Raw genomic sequence first — 21,858 nt, 5'->3', positions numbered from 1 at the left:
CGGACCGGAGCTATAGCCTCCTCCTACAGCGGCGGGGTTAGCGTTGGAGGAGAGTGACTCCTCTCTTGCGCAGAAATTGCGCAAGCGGGTATTCGACTGTAATTGCTTTCATTATCTTCAGCGGGGCCGGGCGAAGACCTGGGTCCAGAAGGGGGAGTACTCCGAGTCCTCCGCTTCGACGACAGCCGCTCCCATCTCGGTGAATTGGTCGCTCATGATATTGGCGCAGTGGCCCGGGCTCGAAAGCCAGCCCTCGATGACCTCGGCGACATCGGCCTGGCCGGCGGCGATATTCTCGCCGACCGCCATCCAGTCATAGCCGGTATCGTTGACCCGTTCATTGACGCCGACATCTTCGGCATCGGTATGTCCGAAGAATTCGTTTTTTGCCATGTCTTGGGAATGCGCCTCGGCGGCCTCCTCGAGGCGGCAGCTCCATGCCAGGGATTGCGTTGCCTTGTATGCGTCGTCGCCGCATTGACGGTCTTCGCTGCGCGCCTCGTTCACACGTTCCAGCATCGCCTGCTGCCTGGCATCGGGTTCGCACTCCCCGGCGTGAAGCATGGCAGTGCCGGTCAAGCCGAACAGGAGCAGGAGCAGGGCGGACGGGAGCTTGATGTCTTGCATGTGCCTTTCCTCTGGCTCTGGCATCGGCCGCTATTGGCGCTGGCTCAGGGCAGGGCCGCCACGTCCATGCTGCCAAATCGAGCGGGGCGAGGGAGTGGCGGCTGTTCCCATATCAGTGGCGTCGATTATCCCCAGGGGGGTAGTTGCGGTCTGCTCGATAGCAGCACCAGGCGTGCTGCGTCTGCGGTTGACGGGTTTCGTGGCTCTCCATTACACGTAATAGCCAGGCTGCGGCATGCTCGAGAATCCGTTTCATGCTGACCTCCATGTGTGTGGCTAGTGTGGTTCCACTACTCTCTTCCTACCTTCTGTATGGACAGTAGTGGCGTCCGGCGTCAAGCGGTATGGGCCAGGGATGTGGTTACCGATGGTTGCTGTCGGTAAGGTTGACCCGGATTCCAAGGTTCCAGGTCCACTGTCTTCATGGAATGGCATGCAGGTGCCTACAGCTCTGTCAGGGGGCTCCTGCAGGCGGGCTTAATTGGGAATACTGTTGAAGCTGAAGTATGCCGTCATGCGTATGCAGGCAGGGAGAGCCGGTCAGGGAAGGTGGGTGCAGCGCATGACATAGCCTGTATGAGTTCCTGTCGGGGTTACGGCAGCGAGGTCAGTGGAGTTGAGCCACTCCTCCATGACGAGCCGGTTCGCCCACTCCTTTGCCGTATCCCAGGCGTCCGCTTCCGAGGCGGTAGCGCGTATCGCTGGCATGGAATGCAGTGAGGCGATGGCGCCGGGGCTGGCTTCCCATCGCGCCACGGCAAGCCACTCACAGTTGAACGGATCCCTGGTGAGAACCAGTTCAATCTCGATGCCCTGCTGGCTGTAGTTTATCCGTTTCATTGTGATCGCCACTCATGGTGTCCATTCCTGCTCAGGATAGTGGTGGCCCAAGGTATTGGATGTGAGCCAGGGCGGGCTTTGTTGTAAGAGATTGCCGCCATGGCAGCGTAACTAGGCGTTGGCCTGTCCTTCTCTCTGGCGACCTCACAGTAAAACGGCATCGGCCGGCTTCGAGGCCATGCAGGCCTCGAAAACCCTTATCGGCCGGAACTTCTCCTCAAGTCATCGCCACGGGGCGTAATCAATCCTCGGCGTCCATCGTGACATCCTGCCGATAAAATTCCGAAAAATCGCTCCACTAATTGACGTGTATCAGCGAAATCCTCTACTGGCTCGCCGATGACTCAGGAATAGATATCTGTGGACGATATTGCATGCACGCAGATCCTCTGTTGGATCACCTTGTCATCCAGGTAATGATGCTGCACTGCATCAAGCTCGCCTCATACCTTCCCCGTAAGTAGGGCTGGAGATTCCCACCATGATGCACCTGTTAAATCGTCTTCCCATGAGCGGGAAGTTCATCCTTGTGCTGGCGCTGCCCGTACTGGCCATGCTTTGGTTTGCCGGCATCGGCATATTGGAGCGCCAGCAACTCGCCACCAACATGACCGAACTGTCGGAGCTCGCTGAGCTGTCGGCTGATGCCGGTAATCTGGTACACGAGTTGCAGCGAGAGCGTGGCATGTCCGTCGGCTATATCGGCAGTGGCGGTAACAGTTTCGGAAACCGGCTGTCGGCCCAGCACCCACATACCGATCTTGCTATCCAGGCTCTCCAAAACACACTGTCCGAGATGGACATTGCATCAATCGATGAGGCTTTTGCTCAACGCGCCAGCGTCATGGAAAGCCAGCTCGCCACAGTTGCTGACATGCGTCGCCAAGTCCTCGATCTCTCAGCCAACAGCGACCGGGCCACCACGTTCTACACGGAGTTCAATGAAGCCTTGATCACCATGATCGGGCGAATCGCGCACCTTGCTGAAGACGATGACATCACGCTTCAGCTTGGCGCCTACGTTAGCTTGCTCAAGGCAAAGGACCTTGCGGGCATTGAGCGCGCCATGCTCACTAACGCTTTCAGCATCAACGTCATGGCTGGCTCCACCTACCAGCGGATGATGACCCTGTTCGGTCGTCAAGAGGCTTATCAGGACTCTTTCCACAGTATGGCCAATGCCGAGCAACGCGAATTACTCGACAGCCTACTGTCTGGTCCGGAGATGGAGCGTCTTGCCGAGATGCGCCAGGTAGCGATCGACCGTGGTGTCCAAGGTTTCTTCGGCATTGATTCCGAAGCCTGGTTCGATCAGCAGACCCTCAAGCTCGATCGCATGAAGGAAGTCGAAGACGCGGTTTCCGCCAACGTCCTCAACGAGGCATCGGTCTTGAGAAATGACGCACGTCGGGACCTGACAGGCTTCCTGCTCATGGCAGCCATCGCTGGCTTTGCGGCACTCGTGCTATCCCTGCTGGTCGTGCGTAGTCTGCTGCGCCCACTGCATCACAACCTTCAGGATATCCAGGAGCGCGGCGGCGATCTGACCCGGCGCCTTGACGTCCCCGGGAGTGACGAGCTGTCACGCCTCTATGCTGCCTTCAACAAGGCATCCGATGAGATGGAGGCCCTCGTCGGTAACATCCAGAACAACGCTCTATCCGTCGAAGTTGCCAGCGGCGAAATCTCACAGGGCAACCAGGACCTGGCTCAGCGAACGGAAGAGCAGTCCGCCTCACTGGTCGAAACCGCCACCAGCATGGAGCAGATCACCGCCACTGTGCGCAATACCGCCGACAATGCCCGTCAGGCCGAGACCATGACCGGCGAGGTTAGCCAGGAGACCTCAGATGCTACCGGCGTAGCCGAGCGTGCCAGTCAGGCGATGCAGCAAATCTACACTGCCAACCAGGAGGTGACGTCGATCGTGGCTGCCATCGATAGCATTGCCTTCCAGACTAACCTTCTGGCGCTCAATGCGTCTGTCGAGGCCGCCCGGGCCGGCGAACATGGTCGCGGCTTCGCTGTCGTCGCCCAGGAGGTGCGCAAGCTCGCTGGCCGCAGTGCCGAAGAGGCTGAGCAGATCCGCCGTCTGGTCGACAACAATGTGGCTCGCATCAGCGAAGGTGAGTCGCTCGTCAACGAGACCACCACCGCCTTGGAGACCATCGCCGTCAAGGTCACCCAGGTAGCCGATTTGGTCCGTGACATGTCAGCGGCTACCGGCGAACAGTCCGCCGGCATCGAGCAGATCAACCAGGCCGTCTCTCAGTTGGAGGAGGTTACACAGCAGAATGCAGCGCTCGTTGAACAGGTGGCTGCCGCCAGTCGCTCGCTCGATGATCAGGCGGGTGACATGGCCAAGCTCATGCGTCGCTTCAAAGTTACTACCATGGGAGGTGCCATTTTGCATCGCCGGCAGCACCAACTCACATCAGTGGACGAGCCGGCCTTCGGCTAATTCCCAGCGTAGTTAACCGTTGGTCTCGACAGGCCGTATCAAAGAGACACTTAACTATGGATCGCTCTTGAAATCGCCCCGCTTCGGGGCGATTTCATTAATACCCATCGTTGCGTATAGGGCATGGGTGGCGTGCAGAAGGGCACCGCCTGTCGATCAGGCATCATCGGGCATGCCGGGCGCTGGCCGCGTTTCGCCCTGGCGTTTTACCAGGTTTTTACCACCAACGAAAAACCGCCACTCGGTATGACCCGTAAGTGGCGGTTTTTCTTGAATCTAATGGTCGGAGCGACAGGATTCGAACCTGCGACCTCTGCAACCCCATTGCAGCGCGCTACCAAGCTGCGCCACGCTCCGACTGTCGTTCTACAAATCCGGGTTTCTCCGGTTTTCCGGTTGGTTGGCCGTGACCAGCACCCCGAGAACGAGGCGTATACTAGCGCGTTCCTGTCTAAATGAAAAGCCTCTTTTGTACTTTCCTTTCAGAAGCTTGCCTTTACAAGGGGTTGGTCGGGGCGAGGCGCCGAGCTCGCCGTGAAGGGAGGCGGCCATTGCTTTATGATAAACATCGGCAAATGCTCATCATCGTCAAAGGAATACGTCCATGTACCAACAGGCTCAGCGCGGCCCTTTGAAGGGTCTGAACCCGCGGGTAACTCTGGTGACGTTCGTGGTCGTGGTGGTTTCCCTGATCTTCGGCGCGTTCTTTACCGAGCAGTTGGGGCATGGCCTGGCCCTGGTGCGCTCCGTTCTGGACCCGTTTCTCGAATGGTATTACGTGCTGCTGGTGGCCTTTCTCCTCTTGTTCATGATTTGGCTAGGCACCGGCCGCTACAAGAATGTACGCCTGGGCAGCGACTTCGAACAGCCGGAGTTCACCTTCTTCTCCTGGGTGGCTATGCTGTTCGCGGCAGGGACTGGCGTTGGCATTCTGTTCTGGTCGGTGGCCCAGCCGATACTGCAGTTTCAGGAGAACCCCTTCATCGCCGACGGCATGAGCCCTGATGCTGCTCGCGTGGCCATGCGCTTGACCTATTTCCACTGGGGCTTGAATGGGTGGGCGATCTTCTCTTTCGTGGCGCTGGTGCTGGCCTATTTCTCCTATCGATGGAAGATGCCGCTTACCATCCGTTCGGGCCTGAAGCCGTTGTTTGGCGATCGAACCGATGGACTGCTGGGTGATGCCGTCGATGTGCTGGCGGTGTTTGGCACCGTATTCGGCATTGCCACTACCCTCGGGCTTGGCGTTCAGCAAATGAATGCGGGCCTCGACGCCGTATTCGGACTGCCGTCTTCGCTGACCCTGCAGTTGATCGTCACCGCCGTGATCATGAGCGTGGCGACATTCTCCGTGGTTTCCGGCGTCAAGCGTGGCGTGCGATTGTTGTCGGAAGCCAACTTCTGGTTGAGCATCGCGGTGGTGGTGTTCATGTTGCTGTTCGGGCCGACCCAGTACCTGATCGCGATTACCATCGAGTCCACGGGAGACTATATCCAGAACCTGATGGGCATGACGTTCCATACCAATGCCACCCGTGACGATGGCTGGCAGGCAGAGTGGACGGTGTTCTTCTGGGGGTGGTGGCTGGCCTGGTCGCCGTTTGTCGGCATGTTTATTGCCAGGGTCTCACGGGGGCGTACCTTCCGTGAATTCGTCATGGGCGTGCTGCTGGTGCCCACGCTGATAACCATTGTCTGGATCGGTCTTTTTGGCGGTACCGCGCTCTATCATGAGCTGTTTGGTACGGGTGGCATCGTGGCCGCCGTGGAGGCTGACGTGGCCACGGCGCTCTTTGCCACCATTGATGCCATGGGGCTCGGTTTGCTGGGGCAGGGCGTATCTGCCGTGCTCGTACTGCTGATCGCCACCTACCTGATTACATCGGCCAATGCCGGCACCCTGGTGATCAATACCATACTGGCAGGGGGCGACCCCGAACCACCCACGGCTCACCGTATACTCTGGGGTGGCCTGCTGGGCTTGCTGACGGCGGTGTTACTGATGGCGGGTGGGCTCGAGACTCTGCAGGCGGCCGTGATCATGGCGGCCCTGCCTTTCTCGGTGGTGATCATGCTGATGATTGCCGGTCTGCTCAAGGCGCTGCATCGTGAGCGCTATGCGGCCCGTACCGGTGAGCGCGCCGAGGCGCCGCGGGAGCCGTGGGCAGACCTCGACGATGCGGGCTCCCAGCCGGTGCCTGTTTCCAATGACGAGGCGCACAAGGCGCATTGAGCGAACGCTGCGACGAGCACAAGGGGGCTGGCATGCCGTTGATCATGGGGATGAGCGTATTGCTGGCCTGCCAGTTCGCCGGTGAGCTGGTGGCGCGTGGGCTGGGGGTGCCGGTCCCGGGGCCGGTAGTGGGTATGGTGATTCTGCTGCTGGGCCTGATGGTGCTAGGCCGGGTACCCAGCAGTCTGCGCATCACCGGGGAGGGGCTGCTGCGCTACCTGACCCTGCTGTTTGTGCCTGCCGGGGTTGGATTGATGGTGCATGCCAGGCTGATTGGCATGGATTTCTGGCCCATCGTTGCGACACTGATTATCTCGACGGCGCTGACCCTGGCGGTTACTGCGTGGGTGTTGGAGCGCATGCAGCGCCGCTATCGGCGAGGCGAAACGCGATGAGCGTCGTTGCCCTGGATCAGCTATGGGTCTACCTGTCTGGCAATCCACTGCTGTCGTTATTGGTCACCTTGCTGGCCTTCATGGTGGCAGTGCGAATCAATCGCATGCTGGGGGGGACTCCCCTTGTGCATCCAGTGACCCTGGCCATCGCCATGCTCATTGGCTTTTTGCTTTTGGTCGACATGGATTACGCCACCTACTTCGAGGGGGCGCAATTCATCCACTTTCTGCTCGGGCCTGCCACCGTGGCCCTGGCCATTCCGCTCTATGATCACCGTGAGCGCATCCGACGGCTGCTGTGGCCCTTGCTGCTTGCTTGTCTGGTGGGAATATTCACCGCCGTTGCTTCCACGATTGCCATCGCCATGGCGCTGGGGGCCCAGATCGAAACCGTACTAACCCTGGCGCCGCGATCGGTAACGTCCCCAATTGCCATGGGTATCGCCGAGCAGGTGGGGGGGATTCCCTCGCTGGCGGCGGGACTGGTCTTGTTGACCGGCTCGATTGGCTGTGCGCTGGGGCCGCTGCTATTCCGGGTAATGGGAATTCGCGACCCCGGCGTCCAGGGCTTTACCCTTGGGCTGGCCGCTCACGGCTTCGGTACCGCCCATGCTTTTGCTCGGATCGGGGCGGTAGCCGGCGCCTTCTCAGGGCTGGCCATGGCGCTGACGGGCTTGCTGACAGCGTTCCTGCTGCCACTGGTGGTCAGGGCATTCGGGTTAGGCTGAGCGCAAACAATCGTTAGATCTCCTCCCAGATGCGTGCACGAAAGTCATGGGACAGGTTCGCGACATTTTTCATTCTTTCCATATGGTGTTCCGCCACTTCCTTGGCAAGTTCCTGATAGCACTCGTTCATTTTCATCGGATCGCCCTGGTTGGTGTCGTAGCACTTGGCGATGCGCTGACTGGCCTCGGCCAGGGCAGAAAGAAAACGAGCCTCCTGCTGCATGATCTCAGACAGATTCTCCATCCAGGCCAATTGCATGCGGGTCATTGGGGTCGCACCCTGCATCCACTGCTTGGTCCACCACTCCATGATGGGCTGGGCAGCCTCAAAGGGTGCGCTGGGGTTGGCGGCCGATTTCTTGGTGGTCATGTCGTACTCCAGAGGTCAGTAAAACAGGGCTTGTCTCCTACTTGAAGTGTAGCTCAGAGCGGGAACCTTGGCGGTATTTCTACTGCGCTGCAGCATGGTTTTTCGTGTTGTTTTGAATACTTGATTTCCCGAAGTCGAGACTGCTGTGGCATGCTGTGAGCGTCCCAACTGGCCGTGGAGATCAGGCATGTGGAAGGTGGTCAAGTCGGTGCTTGCGGCTTTTTTGGGTGTGCAGAAGGAGCAGCAGAGGCGTGAGGATTTCGAGAAGGGCAATCCGATGGCCTTTATCCTCGTCGGTATCATCATGGCGCTGCTGTTTGTGGGCGTGATTGCAGTGGTGGCTATCTGGGCAGCAGGTTGAGCTGGCCCGGGTTTGATGCGCTGCGTTGATTGGAGCGTTTGTCAGAAGACGGGAGCAGGAGCAGTGACTTTCCGGCCCCGACTTCATATAATCTTTGCAGAAGCGGCTAATGTTCTTGCGCTTGCGTGAGGGCCCCCGTCCCTGACCTTCGGGGTTTCCGCTCTACGACAACTACAAACATCGGGAGGCGTCGATGCGCACTCTGCTCGTATGGTTGGCAGGGGGCCTGTCCCTTGTCGGCTCGAGCCAGGCGGCTCTGGCCAGTGGCTGGAACATGCCGGTGGGGGTAACAGACCTCAGTAGAGAAATCTACAATCTGCACATGGCCATATTCTGGATCTGCGTGGTCATCGGCGTGGTGGTGTTCGGGGTGATGTTCTACTCCTTGATCCGCTACCGCCACTCCAAGGGCGCCAAGGCGGCCAACTTCCATGAAAACACCACCGTGGAAGTGATCTGGACGGCGGTACCGCTGCTGATCCTGGTCGGCATGGCCATCCCTGCCACAGCGACGCTGCAGAAGATCTATGATCCCTCTGATGCTGAGTTGGACGTCATGGTCACTGGCCAGCAATGGCGCTGGCGCTATGAATATCTCGGTGAAGATGTCGCATTCAATTCGAACTTGGCGACACCGCGCACACAGATACGCGGTGACGAGGTTCGCGGTGAGAACTACCTGCTGGAGGTCGACGAGCCTCTGGTCCTGCCTATCAATCGCAAGGTTCGTTTCCTGTTTACTTCCGACGACGTCATCCACGCCTGGTGGGTGCCTGACTTCGCCGTCAAGCAGGACACTATCCCCGGCTTCATCAGTGAAAACTGGGTCAGGATAAACGAGCCGGGGATCTATCGCGGCCAGTGCGCCGAGCTGTGCGGGGTGGATCACGCCTTCATGCCCATCGTGGTTCACGCCATGGAGGAAGATGACTTCGAGACCTGGCTGGCCGAGCGCAAGGAGATGGCAGCCGAGGAGGCGCTTGGCGTCGATCGCGATTGGGAAATGGATGAGCTGATGGAGCGTGGTGAAGCCGTCTACGGCAGCATCTGTGCCTCCTGTCACCAGGTGGAAGGTCAGGGCTCTCCGCCGGCGTTCCCGGCACTGGCCGGCAACGAGCAGATGCTGGACGATATCGATTGGCACAAGGATGTCATCATCAATGGCGTGTCCGGTACTGCCATGCCGTCGTTCCGTACCACGCTCAACCCTGTCGAGCTCGCCGCGGTGATCACTTATACCCGCAACGCCTGGGGCAACGACACCGGCGATGCGGTACAGCCCGCGGAAATTGCCGAGCGGCTGGAACGTTGATCACGGCCACGGCACGCACGCCGTGGCCACCCCTTGCGCCGATATAACAAGACAATGAATCTGGAGATTTCCGATGGCCCCTAAGGTACCTCCTCAGCCTACCCTCGAGCAGAGCAGCACCGCCGCGGAAGCTGGGCATGGACACGCCCATGCAGCGCCCCCCAAGGGCCTCATGCGGTGGCTGCTGACTACCAACCACAAGGAGATCGGGTCGCTCTACCTGATCTTCTCGCTGGTCATGTTCTTCATCGGGGGGATCTTCGCCCTGGTGGTGCGCCTGGAGCTCTTCCAGCCCGGCATGCAGTTCGTCAATCCGGAATTCTTCAACCAGATGACGACCATGCATGGCCTGATCATGGTCTTCGCCGCTGTCATGCCGGCCTTTACCGGACTGGCCAACTGGATGATTCCGCTGCAGATCGGCGCGCCGGACATGGCCCTGCCGCGCCTGAACAACTTCAGCTTCTGGCTGCTGCCCGTGGCGTTCGGGCTGCTGCTGTCTACACTGTTCATGCCGGGTGGTGGGCCCAACTTCGGTTGGACTTTCTACGCGCCGCTCTCTACCACCTATGCACCGCCCTCGACGACGTTCTTCATCCTCGCGTTGCATATCGCCGGTATCAGCTCGATCCTGGGGGCAATCAATATCGTTGCCACCATCCTCAACATGCGTGCCCCGGGGATGCGCATGATGGATATGCCGCTGTTCGTGTGGACCTGGCTGATCACCGGTTTCCTGCTGATCGCCGTGATGCCGGTACTAGCCGGGGTGATCACAATGATGCTGATGGACATCAACTTCGGCACCAGTTTCTTCAATGCCGCAGGTGGGGGTGATCCGGTCCTGTTCCAGCACCTGTTCTGGTTCTTCGGCCATCCCGAGGTGTACATCATGATCCTGCCGGCCTTCGGGATCGTGTCGGCGATCATTCCCGCCTTCGCCCGCAAGCGCCTGTTCGGCTACGCATCGATGGTCTACGCCACTGCGGCCATCGCTCTGCTGTCGTTCATGGTCTGGGGGCACCACATGTTTGTGGTGGGGATGCCGCTGGCGGGGCAGCTTTTCTTCATGTATGCCACCATGCTGATCGCGGTACCCACCGGGGTGAAGGTATTCAACTGGATCGCCACGCTCTTCCAGGGCTCGATCAGTTTCGAGCCGCCGATGCTGTTTGCCCTGGCCTTCGTGGTGCTGTTCACCATCGGTGGCTTCTCGGGTTTGATGCTTGCCATCGCGCCGGCCGATTTCCAGTATCACGATACCTACTTCGTCGTGGCGCATTTCCACTATGTGCTGGTGCCGGGCGCGATCTTCGCGATCATGGCGGGGGTCTACTTCTGGCTGCCCAAGTGGACCGGGCACTACCCCAATGAGCGCCTGTCCCAGTGGCACTTCTGGCTATCTGTGATCGGCGTCAACCTGACCTTCTTCCCGATGCATTTCTCGGGGCTTGCTGGCATGCCGCGCCGGATTCCCGACTATGCCCTCCAGTTTGCCGATTTCAACATGGTGTCGAGCATCGGTGCCTTCATGTTCGGTTTCTCCCAGCTGTTGTTCGTGGCCGTGGTGATCATGTGCGTGCGGGGTGGCAAGAAGGCGCCGGCTGCGGCCTGGGGCGACTATGCCGACGACCTCGAGTGGAGCGTGCCTAGCCCGGCTCCGCTGCATACCTTCGAGACACCGCCGAACTACCAGCGCCCGGCTCACTGAGCCGGCGTATCGGCATGTGACAGGAGGAACGAAGCATGAGTCGGAACGAGACGGATACTCAGGAAGTGAGGGTCAGGCGCACGGTATGGCGTAGCGTCGCGGCACTGGTGGGAATGTTCGCCTTCGCCTTTGCCCTGGTACCCCTGTACGACGTGTTCTGCCGCGTCACCGGCATCAACGGCAAGGTGGACACCAACGCCCAGGCATTGGTCCATGACGATGTTGATGATTCGCGCATGGTGACCGTGCAGTTCATCACCCGCAACGGCTCCGGCTTGCCCTGGCGCATGGAAGTCGAGACCCGCCAGGTCCGAATTCATCCGGGCCAGACATCCGAAGTGAATTTCAGCTTCAACAATCAGAGCAGCGGGGAGAGCTGGGGTCGTGCGGTTCCCAGTGTCTCGCCCTCGACTGCAACGCGACACGTGCGCAAGGCAAGCTGCTTCTGTTTCGAGGAGCAGCGGCTTGAGGCAGGCGAGCGGCTCGAGCTTCCGCTGGTTTTCCAGCTGGATCGCGATCTACCCCCCGAAATCAACACCGTCACCCTGGTCTATACGCTCTATCCCGTTGAAGGCAAGAAGGCGCCGCTTCAGGCCGCTGCGAAGACCATTGAAGGAGATGAGGCATGAGTGGCAGCTATTACGTACCTGCAACCAGCAAGTGGCCGGTGCTGGGCTCCCTGGCACTAGGCATGATGATGGTCGGCACCGGCATGGTGCTGGTGCATGGGCGCGGCACTTTGATCATGCTGCTGGGGTTGGCGGGGGTGGTGGCCGTGATGGCGCTCTGGTTCCGCGATGTCGTGGTGGAATCGCGCAGCGGCCTCTATGATGCCCAGATGGACCGCTCGTTCCGCTGGGGTATGGGCTGGTTCATCTTCTCGGAAGTGATGTTCTTCGCAGCCTTCTTTGGTGCGCTGTTCTATGTGCGCATGTTTGCCATCCCATGGCTGGGGGGCGAGGGCACCAAGGGGCCAACGGCGCTGCTATGGCCGGAATTTACGGCCCACTGGCCGTTGCTCAGCCCGCCTGACCCCTCGATTTCCGGGCCGGCACAAGTCTTCAGTCCCTGGCATCTGCCGCTGGTCAATACGCTGATCCTCATCTCTTCAAGCATTACCCTGACGGTGGCGCACGAGGCGCTCAAGGAAGGCCATCGCAAGATCTGTCGCAACTGGCTGGCCGGAACGGTGCTGCTGGGCCTCACCTTCATCGTGATCCAGGGTGTGGAGTATTACGAGGCCTACGCCCATTACGGCATTACCCTGGAAGCTGGCATCTATGGTGCAACCTTCTTCATCCTGACCGGCTTCCATGGCGTGCATGTCATCGTCGGTACCTTGATACTCATCGTGATGCTGGTGAGGGTAATGAAGCGTCACTTTTCACCCGAGGAGCATTTCGGTTTCGAGGCGTCCTGCTGGTACTGGCACTTCGTGGATGTGGTCTGGGTAGGGTTGTTCCTGTTTGTCTACGTATTCTGAGGCTCAACAAGCGCATCCCCCTTCACCAGTCGATGATACGATATCTCCCGTCCAGCCCGGTGTGGCCGGGCGGGAGTTCGTCGTGAGATGTCCGGTGTTCAGGCGGTGCCCAGGTCGCCAAAATAGAAGCCGTAGAACAGCAGGGCGAGCAGTAGCGCGGCTAATCCAACGCGGATCTTCAGTGACACCAGCAGGCGGCGGGACTGGCTGTCGTCTCGTAGCAGAAAGCCGACGCCGGCTGCCAGGCTGGTCACCATGGCCAGGAATACAACGGCGATCAGGATCTTCAGCAGCATGAGTTACTCCATCAAGGGTCAGGGGGCAGGGGGAAAGGGGATGCCGACGATGCGTCTTCCTGGCTGGCGACTGGGCCTGTGGTGCGTGCTCTGGTCGCTGCTCGTGGCACTCGGTCTGGCTCTCGGACTATGGCAGTGGGAGCGGGCCGACGACAAGCGCGACTATCTGGCCAATCTCGACGCCGCGCCAACGCTCGAGGCACCCTTGACGGCTCCTCCTGATGGTACGCGTCTGACGCTGCGAGGCGAGTACCAAGCTGACGACACCCTGTTCCTCGATAATCGTACACTCAATGGCCAGGTGGGTGTGGCAGCATTGACGCCATTGCGCACCGAGGATGGCCGGCTATGGCTGGTACAGCGTGGCTTCATGGCCACCGGTCCGGTGCGCGAGACACCCGAAGTGGATACGCCTCAGGGTCAGGTCACGCTAAAAGGTCGCTGGCAAGAAGTCGGCGATTCAGGGCCGCTCTATGGTCCGAACCGCGAGGGGCTGCGGCTGCAGCAGATGGACCTTGCTGCCTGGAGCCAGTCGCCCGGGTTCGCCCACGATGGCTGGCTGCACCTGGAGGAGGGTGGCGGTCTGCTCGAGCCATGGTGGGAGCCCAGTGTGATGCCCCCCGAGCGACATGTCGGTTACGCGGTGCAGTGGTGGGGCCTGGCTCTGGCGGCACTGGTCATGATGATCGTCGGAGGGCGTCGGCTGGCCCGGGATCGGCGTGCAAGATTCGCTTCTGACGATTGCCCACCGCAGGGGCTGGAACCTCTGCCGAAACAACCCCCTACAGAGCCTCCCAAAGAAGGGTAGCCCGCTGGTTGGGCGCGCTGGGAGCTGTCATCAGATTAAGGTAGAAACGTGCGAGAAAAGCCGGCCGAGCAACACAGTAATGAGAAGGATAGCCAGAGGGCGCGTCGCCAGCGCTTCAAGCTTCTGGCGTTGATTGCCATCTTCGCCATACCGGTAGCAACCGCCTGGATCATGGTGGAGTGGCGCATTGGTATTCCAGAGCAGCGTACGGCTCACGGTGAATTGGCACCGGCAGTGCCTGCCCTTGCCAACTGGCCTCTGGTCGAGCCTCTCGAGGCGCTGGAGCCCGGGGATTGGATCCTGGCTTTCGATTGCTCTACGCAATGTGAGGCATTGGCTGACCAGTGGTGGCGCCTCCATCGGGCCCTGGGGAGAGAAGCGCCCAGGGTGAGCCGTTTGCGTATCGGTGGCGATGGGCCGGCACTACCGGGAGAGTCCGTGGCACAATGGACCCATACGCCGGAATGGCACTCGCCGGGCCGTGTTTGGTTGGTCGATCCACGGGGTGAGGCGGTGCTGACATACGCCCGCGAAGTGGAGCTCCGCGGTGTGATGGATGATATCAGCCACCTTTTGCGCATGAATCCGGAAAAGCGAGCGGCGCCGGAGCTAGAGGTCGGTAATCGCTGAAACGCCAGCGGTCGCCTCTCACGATCAGGGTAGGCATCATCGAGTGGCAGTCAGGATCGATAAGGAATGTACCAATGCAGGACATATCGACGCGAGGCCATCAAGGGTCGTCGCGGCTGGGGCTTCTGCTCAGCCTCAGTCTGGTGGGTGTTTTCTTCACTAGTGCCGTGATTCTGGTGGGTGTCTGGACGCGGCTGGTGGATGCTGGCCTGGGTTGCCCCGACTGGCCGGGCTGCTATGGCCGTCTTGTCGTACCTGACGCCGAGCGGGCCATGGCCCACTCACCGGATGCGCCTCTGGAAGTCTTCAAGGCCTGGGTCGAGATGATTCATCGCTATGTGGCTTCCGCGTTGGGGTTGCTGGTCATCGCCCTGCTGGTGGCGGGAGCCGGCCTGCGTAAACGCCAGGGGTATCCCTGGGGCGTGAGCGTGGCGCTGCTGGTAGTGATCCTGCTGCAGGGGGCTTTCGGCGCGTTTACCGTTACCCTGAAGCTTTGGCCCCAGGTGGTGACGATGCACTTGCTGGGCGGATTGGCCGTGCTGCTTTTATTCCTCTGGTTGCACTTGCGGCTTCGGCGATATGCCGCCGGGGACACGGGGGAGCGTCCAAGGCGCCGGCTTACGCCGCTGTGGGGCCTTGCACTGCTGCTGCTATTGCTGCAACTTGCACTCGGCGGTTGGGTTTCCAGTAACTACGCCGGTATTGCCTGTCAGGGCTTCCCCACTTGTAATGGCCAATGGTGGCCGGAGATGGACTGGAGCGAGGGTTTTCATCTGACCCAGACGGTCGGGCCAAACTATCTGCATGGGCAGCTGCATGCCGATGCAAGAGTCGCCATTCATCAGGGGCATCGCATTGGTGCGCTCCTGCTGGGGTTGGTCCTGCTGGCGCTGGCGGTCCGCTATTGGCATGAGTCACGCCTGCGGCCTTGGCTGGGCGGAGTGGTGGGGATATACGTGCTGCAACTGGGGTTGGGGATCGCCAATGTCCTGCTTTGGCTGCCGCTTTGGCTTGCCCTGCTACACACCGCCGGGGCTGTGGCCTTGGTGCTGTGCCTGGCATTGGCGGTATGGCATTGGCGTGAGGCGGTGGAGGATGAGACTACAATACGAAAGGACAAGGAGTGGGCGCATGTCTAATGCGGTAATCAAGCGAACGGGATTGAAGCGCACCCTGGGGGCTCCCTTCAATACCGAGGACGCTGCCGACTGGACCGGGCAGGATCTGCTCACGCTGTGCAAGCCGCGGGTAGTCGTCGTCATGCTGGCCTGTGCCTTGGTGGGCATGGCATTGGCGACACCGGCCTTGCCCCCGCTCAGTACGGTGATTTTCGGGCTGGCCGGGATTGGCTTCGCGGCTGGTGGGGCCGCTGCGTTCAACCATGTGGTTGATCGGCGGCTCGATGCCATGATGTTGCGGACCTCGCGTCGGCCGCTGGCCAGCCAGCGAATGCCGACCTGGCTTGCGCTGGCCTGGGCCTCGCTACTATCTGTGTCGGGAATTCTGTTGTTGCTGTGGCAGGTCAATGCGTTGACGGCGTGGCTGACGCTTGGTTCACTGATTGGCTATGCATTGATTTATACCGCGTTTCTAAAGCGGGCCACGCCACAGAACATCGTTATCGGTGGTGTTGCCGGCGCGGCACCGCCACTCCTGGGTTGGACGGCGGTAACTGGCCAGTTGGGTCCGGAGCCGCTGCTGCTGCTGCTGATCGTTTTTGCCTGGACGCCGCCTCACTTCTGGGCGCTCGGCCACCTTGAGGAAAGGTGGGTAGATCGGCGTGATCGTCAAAACGCCGTCACCCGGCTCGGTCAGAGCCAGGCTGGCCAGATGCAGTGCCGGCACCACGCCGGGGAGCCAGAGCTGCCATTCGGGCTCGATCGCCCAGCCATACTCCCTGGCGCTCCACTCGCATAGAGACCGGCGTTGCGAGTCGGGTTCCATGCCATAGCCGTAGACGCNCAACGCCAACGACATCCTGCACCGCACGCTGGCCGCCAACGACTTCTCCAAGCAGGAGCTCAAGGCGACCCTGGCGCCCTCCATGGACATCGTGGTGTCGTCCAACTTCGAGCGACTGCTGTTCGAGGCCTACGAGCGTGATGGCGACGCCGTGCGCGGCCTGCTCGAGCGCTTCCAGTTCGAGCCCACGGCGCTGGCCGAGGCGCCGCTGGCCAGGCTGCGCAAGCTGTTCGCCAGCCACAGTGTCGATGACACCACCATCCTCGAGGTGATCCGCGAGGCGCACCATCGCACCAAGGAGGTCCTCGATCCGCATACGGCGACCGGCTATCGTGCCGCCGAGCGGGCACGGGCCGATGCCCAGACGCCGATGATCACCCTGGCCACGGCCCATCCGGCCAAGTTCGCCGAGGCGGTGGTCAAGGCCGGCTTTCCCGGGGTGCCGCTGCCGCCGCATATGGACGACCTGCTGGAGCGGGAGGAGCGCTACACGGTGCTGCCGGCGGAGCTGGCTGAGGTTCAGAAGTTCGTGGTGGAAAACCGCCGGTAAAGCCAAAGGCGAACCTGGAGGCGAGGGACGCCGGGGAAAGGCCTGGAGGGGGTCTTTTTCCAGGGAAGGAAAAAGTAGCGTACAGGGAAGTATTTACAGCGCCCCCGAACAGGCCTTTCGCCGGATCAGCCCCGAGCGGTGCTGCAGCGCCTCCTCTACGACCGACCCCGGCGTCCCTCGCCATGGATGCCAGCCCCGAGCGGTGCTGCAGCGCCTCCTCGGTGGTACGGCACTCCGGGACCTGTCCCCGGCGCCCCTCGCATCTGTCTGCGCCCGTAGCCTACCGGGCAGGCGTTTGATCACTTGGCCTCGTCTCGTTTTCTTTCTCATACCGAACCACAGGAGCCACGCTTGGACGTGATTGCGCCCCCCGACCTGCACGCCCGACTCAGGCCACGGCTGCTGCCTCGGCCGCGCAACCAGGCGCTGTATGCCCGCGCCCAGGCCGAAGGCCTGACCGAACTGCAGGCCCGCGTGCTTGCCGGTCGCCTGGCCGGCTACGAGGGTGAGCTGGCGCCCCTGACCCAGCCCAGCCTGCGCTATCTCGAGCACCCGGAGCGCCTCGCCGACGGTCGCCGTGCCGCGGAGCGAATCGCCCAGGCCGTGGTCGAGGGCGAACATATCGGTATCCTCACCGACTACGACGTCGACGGCATCACTTCCCATGTTGTCATTCGGCGTACCCTGGTCGAGCTGTTCGGCGTGCCCGAGGCGCGCCTGCACAGCCTGATCGGCCACCGTATTCACGACGGCTACGGCATCAGCCTGCCGTTGGTGGAGCGCACGCTGTCGCTGAAGCCGCGGCCAAGCCTGGTCATTACCGCCGACTGTGGCAGCTCCGATGAGCCGCGCATCGCCCGGCTCAGGGCGGCCGGCATCGACGTGGTGGTCAGCGACCATCACGCCCTGCCGGTGGAGGGGCCACCGGCTTCGGCCCATGCCGTCGTCAATCCGACGCGAGACGACTGCGACTATCCCGACGCCACCATCGCCGGCTGCATGGTGGCCTGGCTGGTCATGTCCCTGGCGCGCCAGGTGCTGATCGAGTGGGGTGCGCTGCCCAGCGCCACGCCCAAGCTCTCGCCCTGGCTCTCCTACGTGGCACTGGGTACCGTAGCGGACTGTGTCTCCTTGGGGGCTAGCCCGGCCAATCGCGCGGTGGTCAGCCACGGGCTGACGCTGATCAACCGCATGGAGGCGGCCTGCTGGCGCGCCATGGCGGCCAGGCTGGGGGAGGACAGCACCCCCTTCACCGCCGAGACCCTGGCCTTCCAGATGGGGCCGCGAATCAATGCTCGCTCGCGCCTCGACGACCCCTACGCCGCGCTGCACTTCATGCTTGCCGCCGATGACGGCACGGCAACCCGGCATCTGGAGACGCTGGACCAGGACAACCAGTCGCGCAAGGCCATCGAGGCCGACATGACCGAGCAGGCGCGGCTGCTGGCGGTGCCGCAGCTTGACGCCAATCATCCCGCCATCGTGGTGTTTCTGGAAGGGGGCCACGCCGGGGGGCAGGGCATCGTCGCCTCGCGGCTGGTCCAGGCCTATGGCCGGCCCGCCCTGGTGATGACCCCGGCGGCGGCGCCGGGCATGCTTACCGGTTCGGGACGCTCCATCGAGGCGCTGCACCTGCGTGACGCCCTGCAGCGTACCTTCGAGCTGGCCCCCGAGGCACTGCCACGATTCGGCGGGCATCGCGGTGCGGCCGGGGTCGGCGTACCGGCCGACCGGTTCGATGCCTTTCGCACGGCCTTCCTGCAGGCAGTAGGCGAACAGCTGGGCGGCATCGAACTGTTTCCTCACGTGCTCACCGACGGCGAGCTGCTGCCGGCCCAGTTCGACCTGTCGACGCTGGACGAGCTGGAGCGGCTGGGCCCCTACGGGCGGGAGTTCGATGCACCTCTGTTCGAGGGCGCATTCCTGGTGGAGGCGTTAAGGCCAGTAGGTGCCGATGGCAGCCACCTGATGATGACGCTCTCGGCAGGGGCGGTGAGCCTGCGAGCGATCTGGTTTCGCGCCTTGACCCCCGGCGAGCTGCCGGCCTTTGGCCTGGGTGATCGGCTGCGCTGCGCCTATCGGTTGAGCCGTAACCGCTGGAAGGGGCGGGAGTCGCTGCAGCTGATGGTGGATTACGCCGAGCCGTTGGATGGTTGAAAGGCGCGATTCCCGGTCCGGTGAGCGAGGTCAATGAAACCGCTGGCCATTGTCGCTAGAATCCGGCCCCATTCGGCCCTGCCGCACTCACCACCAAGGAATTCGTGAATGGATCCACAAGATCTATCGGCCGACCCCCATCGCCCCTACGAGGACGTGATGGCCATGCTGGTGGGCACGCTGTTCGTTGCCCTCGGTGTCACCTTCTATACCCAGGCGCTGCTGCTGACCGGCAGCACCGCCGGGATGGCCTTCCTGCTGCAGTACGCCACCGGCTGGCGCTTCGGGGTGTGGTTTTTCCTGATCAACCTGCCGTTCTACTATCTGGCCGTGAAACGCATGGGCTGGTCATTCACCCTACGTACCTTTGTCGCCATCGGCCTGGTTTCCCTGTTCTCGGAACTCACCGGCAAGTGGATCACCATCGAGAGCCTCAATCCGCTCTATGCCACCTTGATGGGGGGAAGCCTGATCGGCATCGGCATGCTGGTGCTGTTTCGCCACCGCACCAGCCTGGGCGGCATCAACATCCTGGCGCTCTACCTGCAGGCACGCTATGGCCTGCGTGCCGGCTATGTGCAGCTCGGCATCGATGGGCTGATCATGCTCGCCGCCCTGCTGGTGCTGCCGGCCGACCGGGTCGGACTTTCGGTGCTCGGTGCCGTGGCGCTTAATTTGATTATTGCCCTGAATCACAAGCCAGGGCGATATATGGGCGTTTCCTAATAATTAGGCCAGACGCCTGGCGTGGCCAGCTCGATCAGGTGACCGTCCGGGTCACGAAAGTAGAGGCTTTCGCCTCCCTTGGGCCAGTGGGTGCGGCCCTCGATGGCCACGCCGTGGTCGTCGAGCTGGGCCTCCCACTCGGGCAGGGAAGCGGCCGAGATGGCAAAGGCGAGATGCACCCGGCCCTTTCCGTCATGGGGTGGAATGGTGCCCATGTCGTTGGGCAGTTTCACGGTTTCCAGCGTCTCGCCCTGCAGGAACAGCAGCAGCACTGAGCCCCTGCCGGCGTCGTAGGCGGTGAAGCGATGGTCGGCGTTGAAGGGTTCCAAGCCCATCACGCCTTCGAAGAAGACCCGCGCCCGATCCATGTCGTCGACGTAGAGCGCGGTCTCGAGTACGCCGTTGAGTCTAGGCATGGCGTTCTCCCTGCGNAGCGCTGAGGCGTTGTGCCACAGCCCCCTTAACAACGGATTGCTGAGTTGCGTTAGACTGATTCATGACCTGCCTCCCTCAATAGTGGCTCTGTGTTCTGGTCCCTACCTCAACGTAACCCACGACGTTGCGGCGGGGCAGGTCAATCCATAATGTCTACAACGGCGTGGCTGCGTCGGTGGAAAGAATCGCTGTTGGAGCGCCGCTTCGCGTCGCGACTGGCGCCGTCAGGCGCCTTGGCGGAGACCGCAGCGCCAGCTATGAACCTACTTGCTTGATGATTCGATAGGCGCAGCGTCGTGCTCCCTCCAGGACATGCTCGACACGTTCGACGCTGACGTCCGGGCCCAGCACGGCGCGAAACACCTGCAGTTCGGAGTGGCAGAAGGCCGGGCAGGTGCGGGCGGCGCTGCAGATCGGGCAGTGATTCTCGACCAGCAGCAGGCTGCCGTCCGCGCCTTCCTGCCATTCGGCCATATAGCCTTCTCGGCTGCGGATCTCGGCCAGGCGCGCGACCCGTGACGCCAGGGTCCCGGCATCTGCCAGCTCGAGGCGATAGTGGGCCAGGGTCTCGGCACCGCGCGCCTCCACCAGGCGGCCCAGCGCCGCTTCGCCAAGGGTGTCCCGCACGCTGATGATCAGTCGTGAGGCGAGCTCGGCGTGGGTGTCGGGAAAGTGGCCGTGGCCGGCTTCGGTGAGCCGCCACTCGACAACAGGGCGACCGACGCCACCCGGCCGCGAGCGCTGGGCCACCAGCCCCCTGCGAGCAAGCTTGCTCAGCTGCTGTCGCGCATTCTCGCCGGTGGTGCCGAGCATTTCGCCCAGCTCCGCGGCTGAGTGCGGCCCGCGGGACTTCAGCAGGTGTAGCAGTCGCTCCGCGGCTGTATCAGCTGGTTTTTCATTAGGGTCGCTTGACATGGTGCCCGTTGGAATTAATCTAGTGTATGCTTGGAAAATACCGACGAGGCGGCCAGGAGGCAAGTCCGGATCGCCTCGATTCCCACCGTGAAAGCAAGGAGCAAGACCCGATGGCATTTGAATTGCCCGCACTGCCCTACGAAAAGAACGCGCTCGAGCCGCACATTTCTGCCGAGACGCTGGAATACCACTACGGCAAGCACCACCAGGCCTACGTCACCAAGCTCAACGAGCTGGTCGAAGGCACCGACAATGCCAGCAAGTCGCTGGAAGAGATCATCAAGAGCGCGTCAGGCGGCCTGTTCAACCAGGCGGCGCAGGTGTGGAACCACACCTTCTACTGGCACTGCCTGTCGCCGAATGGTGGCGGTGAGCCCAGCGGTGCGCTGGCTGAGGCGATCAATGCCAAGTTCGGCTCCTTCGACAAGTTCAAGGAGACCTTCAACTCCAACGCCGTGGCCAACTTCGGCTCCGGCTGGACCTGGCTGGTCAAGACCGACGATGGCGGCGTGGATATCGTCAATACCAGCAACGCCGATACCCCCATTGCCCATGGCCAGACCCCGGTACTGACCATCGATGTGTGGGAGCACGCCTACTACATCGACTACCGCAACGCCCGTCCCAAGTACCTGGACAGCGTATGGAACCTGATCAACTGGGATTTCGTCGCCCAGAACTTCAGCTGATACCGGGCGCCACCCTGGCGCCTTGAGACGCTGACAAGGGCCCTGCCGCATGCGGCAGGGCCCTTGTGTTTTGAGCCGAGTTCTTTCGAATTAATCGTCTTTATTGGGCGAAATGTTGCGCTTTTATACGATTATTTGGACCAATAGAATGGCGGTCATCTTCCTCCCA

23 protein-coding genes, 1 tRNA gene and 1 pseudogene are annotated in these 21,858 nt (G+C 61.5%); 17 read left to right on the top strand and 8 right to left on the bottom strand.

The features are described 5' to 3' along the window. Positions 1-117: 117 nt before the first annotated feature. The 3 genes from LOKO_RS16395 to LOKO_RS16390 all read right to left on the bottom strand — a co-directional run bounded on the left by LOKO_RS16395 (position 118) and on the right by LOKO_RS16390 (position 1,467). Positions 118-627: a CAP domain-containing protein gene (locus LOKO_RS16395; RefSeq protein WP_083517642.1), complete on the bottom strand. Its 510-nt coding sequence runs from the start codon at positions 625-627 to the stop codon at positions 118-120. Between the two features lie 112 nt (positions 628-739). Beyond that, entirely contained in the window at positions 740-883 is a 144-nt protein-coding gene (locus tag LOKO_RS19710; protein ID WP_158509955.1) for a hypothetical protein, read from the bottom strand. Positions 884-1,167: 284 nt separating this feature from the next. Beyond that, entirely contained in the window at positions 1,168-1,467 is a 300-nt protein-coding gene (locus LOKO_RS16390) for a hypothetical protein (RefSeq protein ID WP_066451733.1), read from the bottom strand. 481 nt (positions 1,468-1,948) lie between these two features. On the opposite strand from LOKO_RS16390, the gene LOKO_RS16385 reads away from it, so the two are divergent. Then, entirely contained in the window at positions 1,949-3,928 is a 1,980-nt protein-coding gene (locus tag LOKO_RS16385) for a methyl-accepting chemotaxis protein (RefSeq protein WP_083517641.1), read from the top strand. Between the two features lie 280 nt (positions 3,929-4,208). Here the strand turns inward: LOKO_RS16385 and LOKO_RS16380 are convergent. Next, positions 4,209-4,285, bottom strand: a tRNA-Pro gene (locus LOKO_RS16380). Between the two features lie 247 nt (positions 4,286-4,532). Here LOKO_RS16380 and LOKO_RS16375 point away from each other — a divergent pair. Genes LOKO_RS16375 through LOKO_RS16365 form a run of 3 tightly spaced genes read left to right on the top strand, consistent with a single transcriptional unit; the run spans position 4,533 to position 7,284 of the window. Continuing rightward, positions 4,533-6,161, top strand: a complete 1,629-nt coding sequence (locus LOKO_RS16375) for a BCCT family transporter (RefSeq protein ID WP_066451731.1) — start codon at positions 4,533-4,535, stop codon at positions 6,159-6,161. Continuing rightward, on the top strand, positions 6,158-6,556 hold the full coding sequence (locus tag LOKO_RS16370; protein WP_335339192.1) for a CidA/LrgA family protein: 399 nt from the start codon (positions 6,158-6,160) through the stop codon (positions 6,554-6,556). Before LOKO_RS16375 ends, LOKO_RS16370 begins: the two co-directional genes overlap by 4 nt. Beyond that, positions 6,553-7,284: an LrgB family protein gene (locus tag LOKO_RS16365; RefSeq protein ID WP_066451727.1), complete on the top strand. Its 732-nt coding sequence runs from the start codon at positions 6,553-6,555 to the stop codon at positions 7,282-7,284. Before LOKO_RS16370 ends, LOKO_RS16365 begins: the two co-directional genes overlap by 4 nt. 13 nt (positions 7,285-7,297) lie before the next feature. Here the strand turns inward: LOKO_RS16365 and LOKO_RS16360 are convergent, their stop codons facing one another. Then, a complete protein-coding gene (locus LOKO_RS16360; protein ID WP_066451725.1) occupies positions 7,298-7,654 on the bottom strand; it encodes a hypothetical protein in 357 nt (118 codons plus the stop codon). A gap of 187 nt (positions 7,655-7,841) precedes the next feature. Between LOKO_RS16360 and LOKO_RS18985 the strand changes: the two genes are divergently transcribed. From LOKO_RS18985 to LOKO_RS16340, 5 genes are all read left to right on the top strand, one after another. Continuing rightward, positions 7,842-8,015 (top strand): DUF2970 domain-containing protein, encoded by a 174-nt coding sequence (locus tag LOKO_RS18985; protein WP_083517640.1) that lies wholly within the window; start codon positions 7,842-7,844, stop codon positions 8,013-8,015. A 193-nt stretch (positions 8,016-8,208) separates the two neighbouring features. After that, the gene (gene coxB / locus LOKO_RS16355) at positions 8,209-9,327 is read left to right on the top strand and encodes a cytochrome c oxidase subunit II (protein WP_066451722.1); all 1,119 of its coding nucleotides are present in this window, start codon (positions 8,209-8,211) and stop codon (positions 9,325-9,327) included. A gap of 73 nt (positions 9,328-9,400) precedes the next feature. Next, complete coding sequence (ctaD, locus tag LOKO_RS16350; protein ID WP_066451720.1) at positions 9,401-11,038, top strand: cytochrome c oxidase subunit I; 1,638 nt, start codon at positions 9,401-9,403, stop codon at positions 11,036-11,038. Positions 11,039-11,073: 35 nt separating this feature from the next. Beyond that, positions 11,074-11,667, top strand: a complete 594-nt coding sequence (locus LOKO_RS16345; protein WP_066451717.1) for a cytochrome c oxidase assembly protein — start codon at positions 11,074-11,076, stop codon at positions 11,665-11,667. Beyond that, positions 11,664-12,521 carry a cytochrome c oxidase subunit 3 gene (locus tag LOKO_RS16340; RefSeq protein WP_066451715.1) on the top strand — a complete coding sequence of 286 codons (858 nt, stop codon included), beginning with the start codon at positions 11,664-11,666 and terminating at the stop codon, positions 12,519-12,521. The genes LOKO_RS16345 and LOKO_RS16340 overlap by 4 nt, the downstream gene beginning before the upstream one ends. 98 nt (positions 12,522-12,619) lie before the next feature. Here the strand turns inward: LOKO_RS16340 and LOKO_RS16335 are convergent, their stop codons facing one another. Then, the gene (locus LOKO_RS16335; protein ID WP_066451713.1) at positions 12,620-12,817 is read right to left on the bottom strand and encodes a DUF2909 family protein; all 198 of its coding nucleotides are present in this window, start codon (positions 12,815-12,817) and stop codon (positions 12,620-12,622) included. Between LOKO_RS16335 and LOKO_RS16330 the strand changes: the two genes are divergently transcribed. The 7 genes and pseudogenes from LOKO_RS16330 to LOKO_RS16300 all read left to right on the top strand — a co-directional run bounded on the left by LOKO_RS16330 (position 12,816) and on the right by LOKO_RS16300 (position 19,650). Next, positions 12,816-13,625 (top strand): SURF1 family protein, encoded by an 810-nt coding sequence (locus LOKO_RS16330; protein ID WP_083517639.1) that lies wholly within the window; start codon positions 12,816-12,818, stop codon positions 13,623-13,625. The genes LOKO_RS16335 and LOKO_RS16330 overlap by 2 nt on opposite strands. Before the next feature lie 48 nt (positions 13,626-13,673). Beyond that, on the top strand, positions 13,674-14,255 hold the full coding sequence (locus tag LOKO_RS16325; RefSeq protein ID WP_235588891.1) for a hypothetical protein: 582 nt from the start codon (positions 13,674-13,676) through the stop codon (positions 14,253-14,255). A gap of 74 nt (positions 14,256-14,329) precedes the next feature. Next, entirely contained in the window at positions 14,330-15,394 is a 1,065-nt protein-coding gene (locus LOKO_RS16320) for a COX15/CtaA family protein (protein ID WP_066451710.1), read from the top strand. Then, entirely contained in the window at positions 15,387-16,172 is a 786-nt protein-coding gene (locus tag LOKO_RS16315) for a UbiA family prenyltransferase (RefSeq protein WP_083517638.1), read from the top strand. Before LOKO_RS16320 ends, LOKO_RS16315 begins: the two co-directional genes overlap by 8 nt. 46 nt (positions 16,173-16,218) lie before the next feature. After that, positions 16,219-16,767: pseudogene (locus LOKO_RS16310) on the top strand (PALP domain-containing protein); the annotation flags it as partial. A 351-nt stretch (positions 16,768-17,118) separates the two neighbouring features. Next, the gene (locus LOKO_RS16305) at positions 17,119-18,924 is read left to right on the top strand and encodes a single-stranded-DNA-specific exonuclease RecJ (RefSeq protein ID WP_066451708.1); all 1,806 of its coding nucleotides are present in this window, start codon (positions 17,119-17,121) and stop codon (positions 18,922-18,924) included. 108 nt (positions 18,925-19,032) lie between these two features. Beyond that, complete coding sequence (locus LOKO_RS16300) at positions 19,033-19,650, top strand: YitT family protein (RefSeq protein ID WP_066451706.1); 618 nt, start codon at positions 19,033-19,035, stop codon at positions 19,648-19,650. On the opposite strand, the gene LOKO_RS16295 is transcribed toward LOKO_RS16300, so the two are convergent. Together LOKO_RS16295 and LOKO_RS16290 are read right to left on the bottom strand one after the other, a co-directional pair. Continuing rightward, on the bottom strand, positions 19,647-20,066 hold the full coding sequence (locus tag LOKO_RS16295; protein ID WP_066451704.1) for a VOC family protein: 420 nt from the start codon (positions 20,064-20,066) through the stop codon (positions 19,647-19,649). The two genes, LOKO_RS16300 and LOKO_RS16295, sit on opposite strands and share 4 nt — an antisense overlap. A 274-nt stretch (positions 20,067-20,340) precedes the next feature. Then, a complete protein-coding gene (locus LOKO_RS16290; protein WP_201025337.1) occupies positions 20,341-20,898 on the bottom strand; it encodes a helix-turn-helix transcriptional regulator in 558 nt (185 codons plus the stop codon). A gap of 212 nt (positions 20,899-21,110) precedes the next feature. Here LOKO_RS16290 and LOKO_RS16285 point away from each other — a divergent pair, with 212 nt between their 5' ends. Beyond that, the gene (locus LOKO_RS16285; RefSeq protein ID WP_066451700.1) at positions 21,111-21,689 is read left to right on the top strand and encodes a superoxide dismutase; all 579 of its coding nucleotides are present in this window, start codon (positions 21,111-21,113) and stop codon (positions 21,687-21,689) included. Positions 21,690-21,858: the final 169 nt, after the last annotated feature.

Source organism: Halomonas chromatireducens (genome assembly GCF_001545155.1).
Taxonomy (GTDB): Bacteria; Pseudomonadota; Gammaproteobacteria; order Pseudomonadales; family Halomonadaceae; genus Halomonas; species Halomonas chromatireducens.
This window is presented reverse-complemented; position numbering and strand designations above follow the sequence as displayed.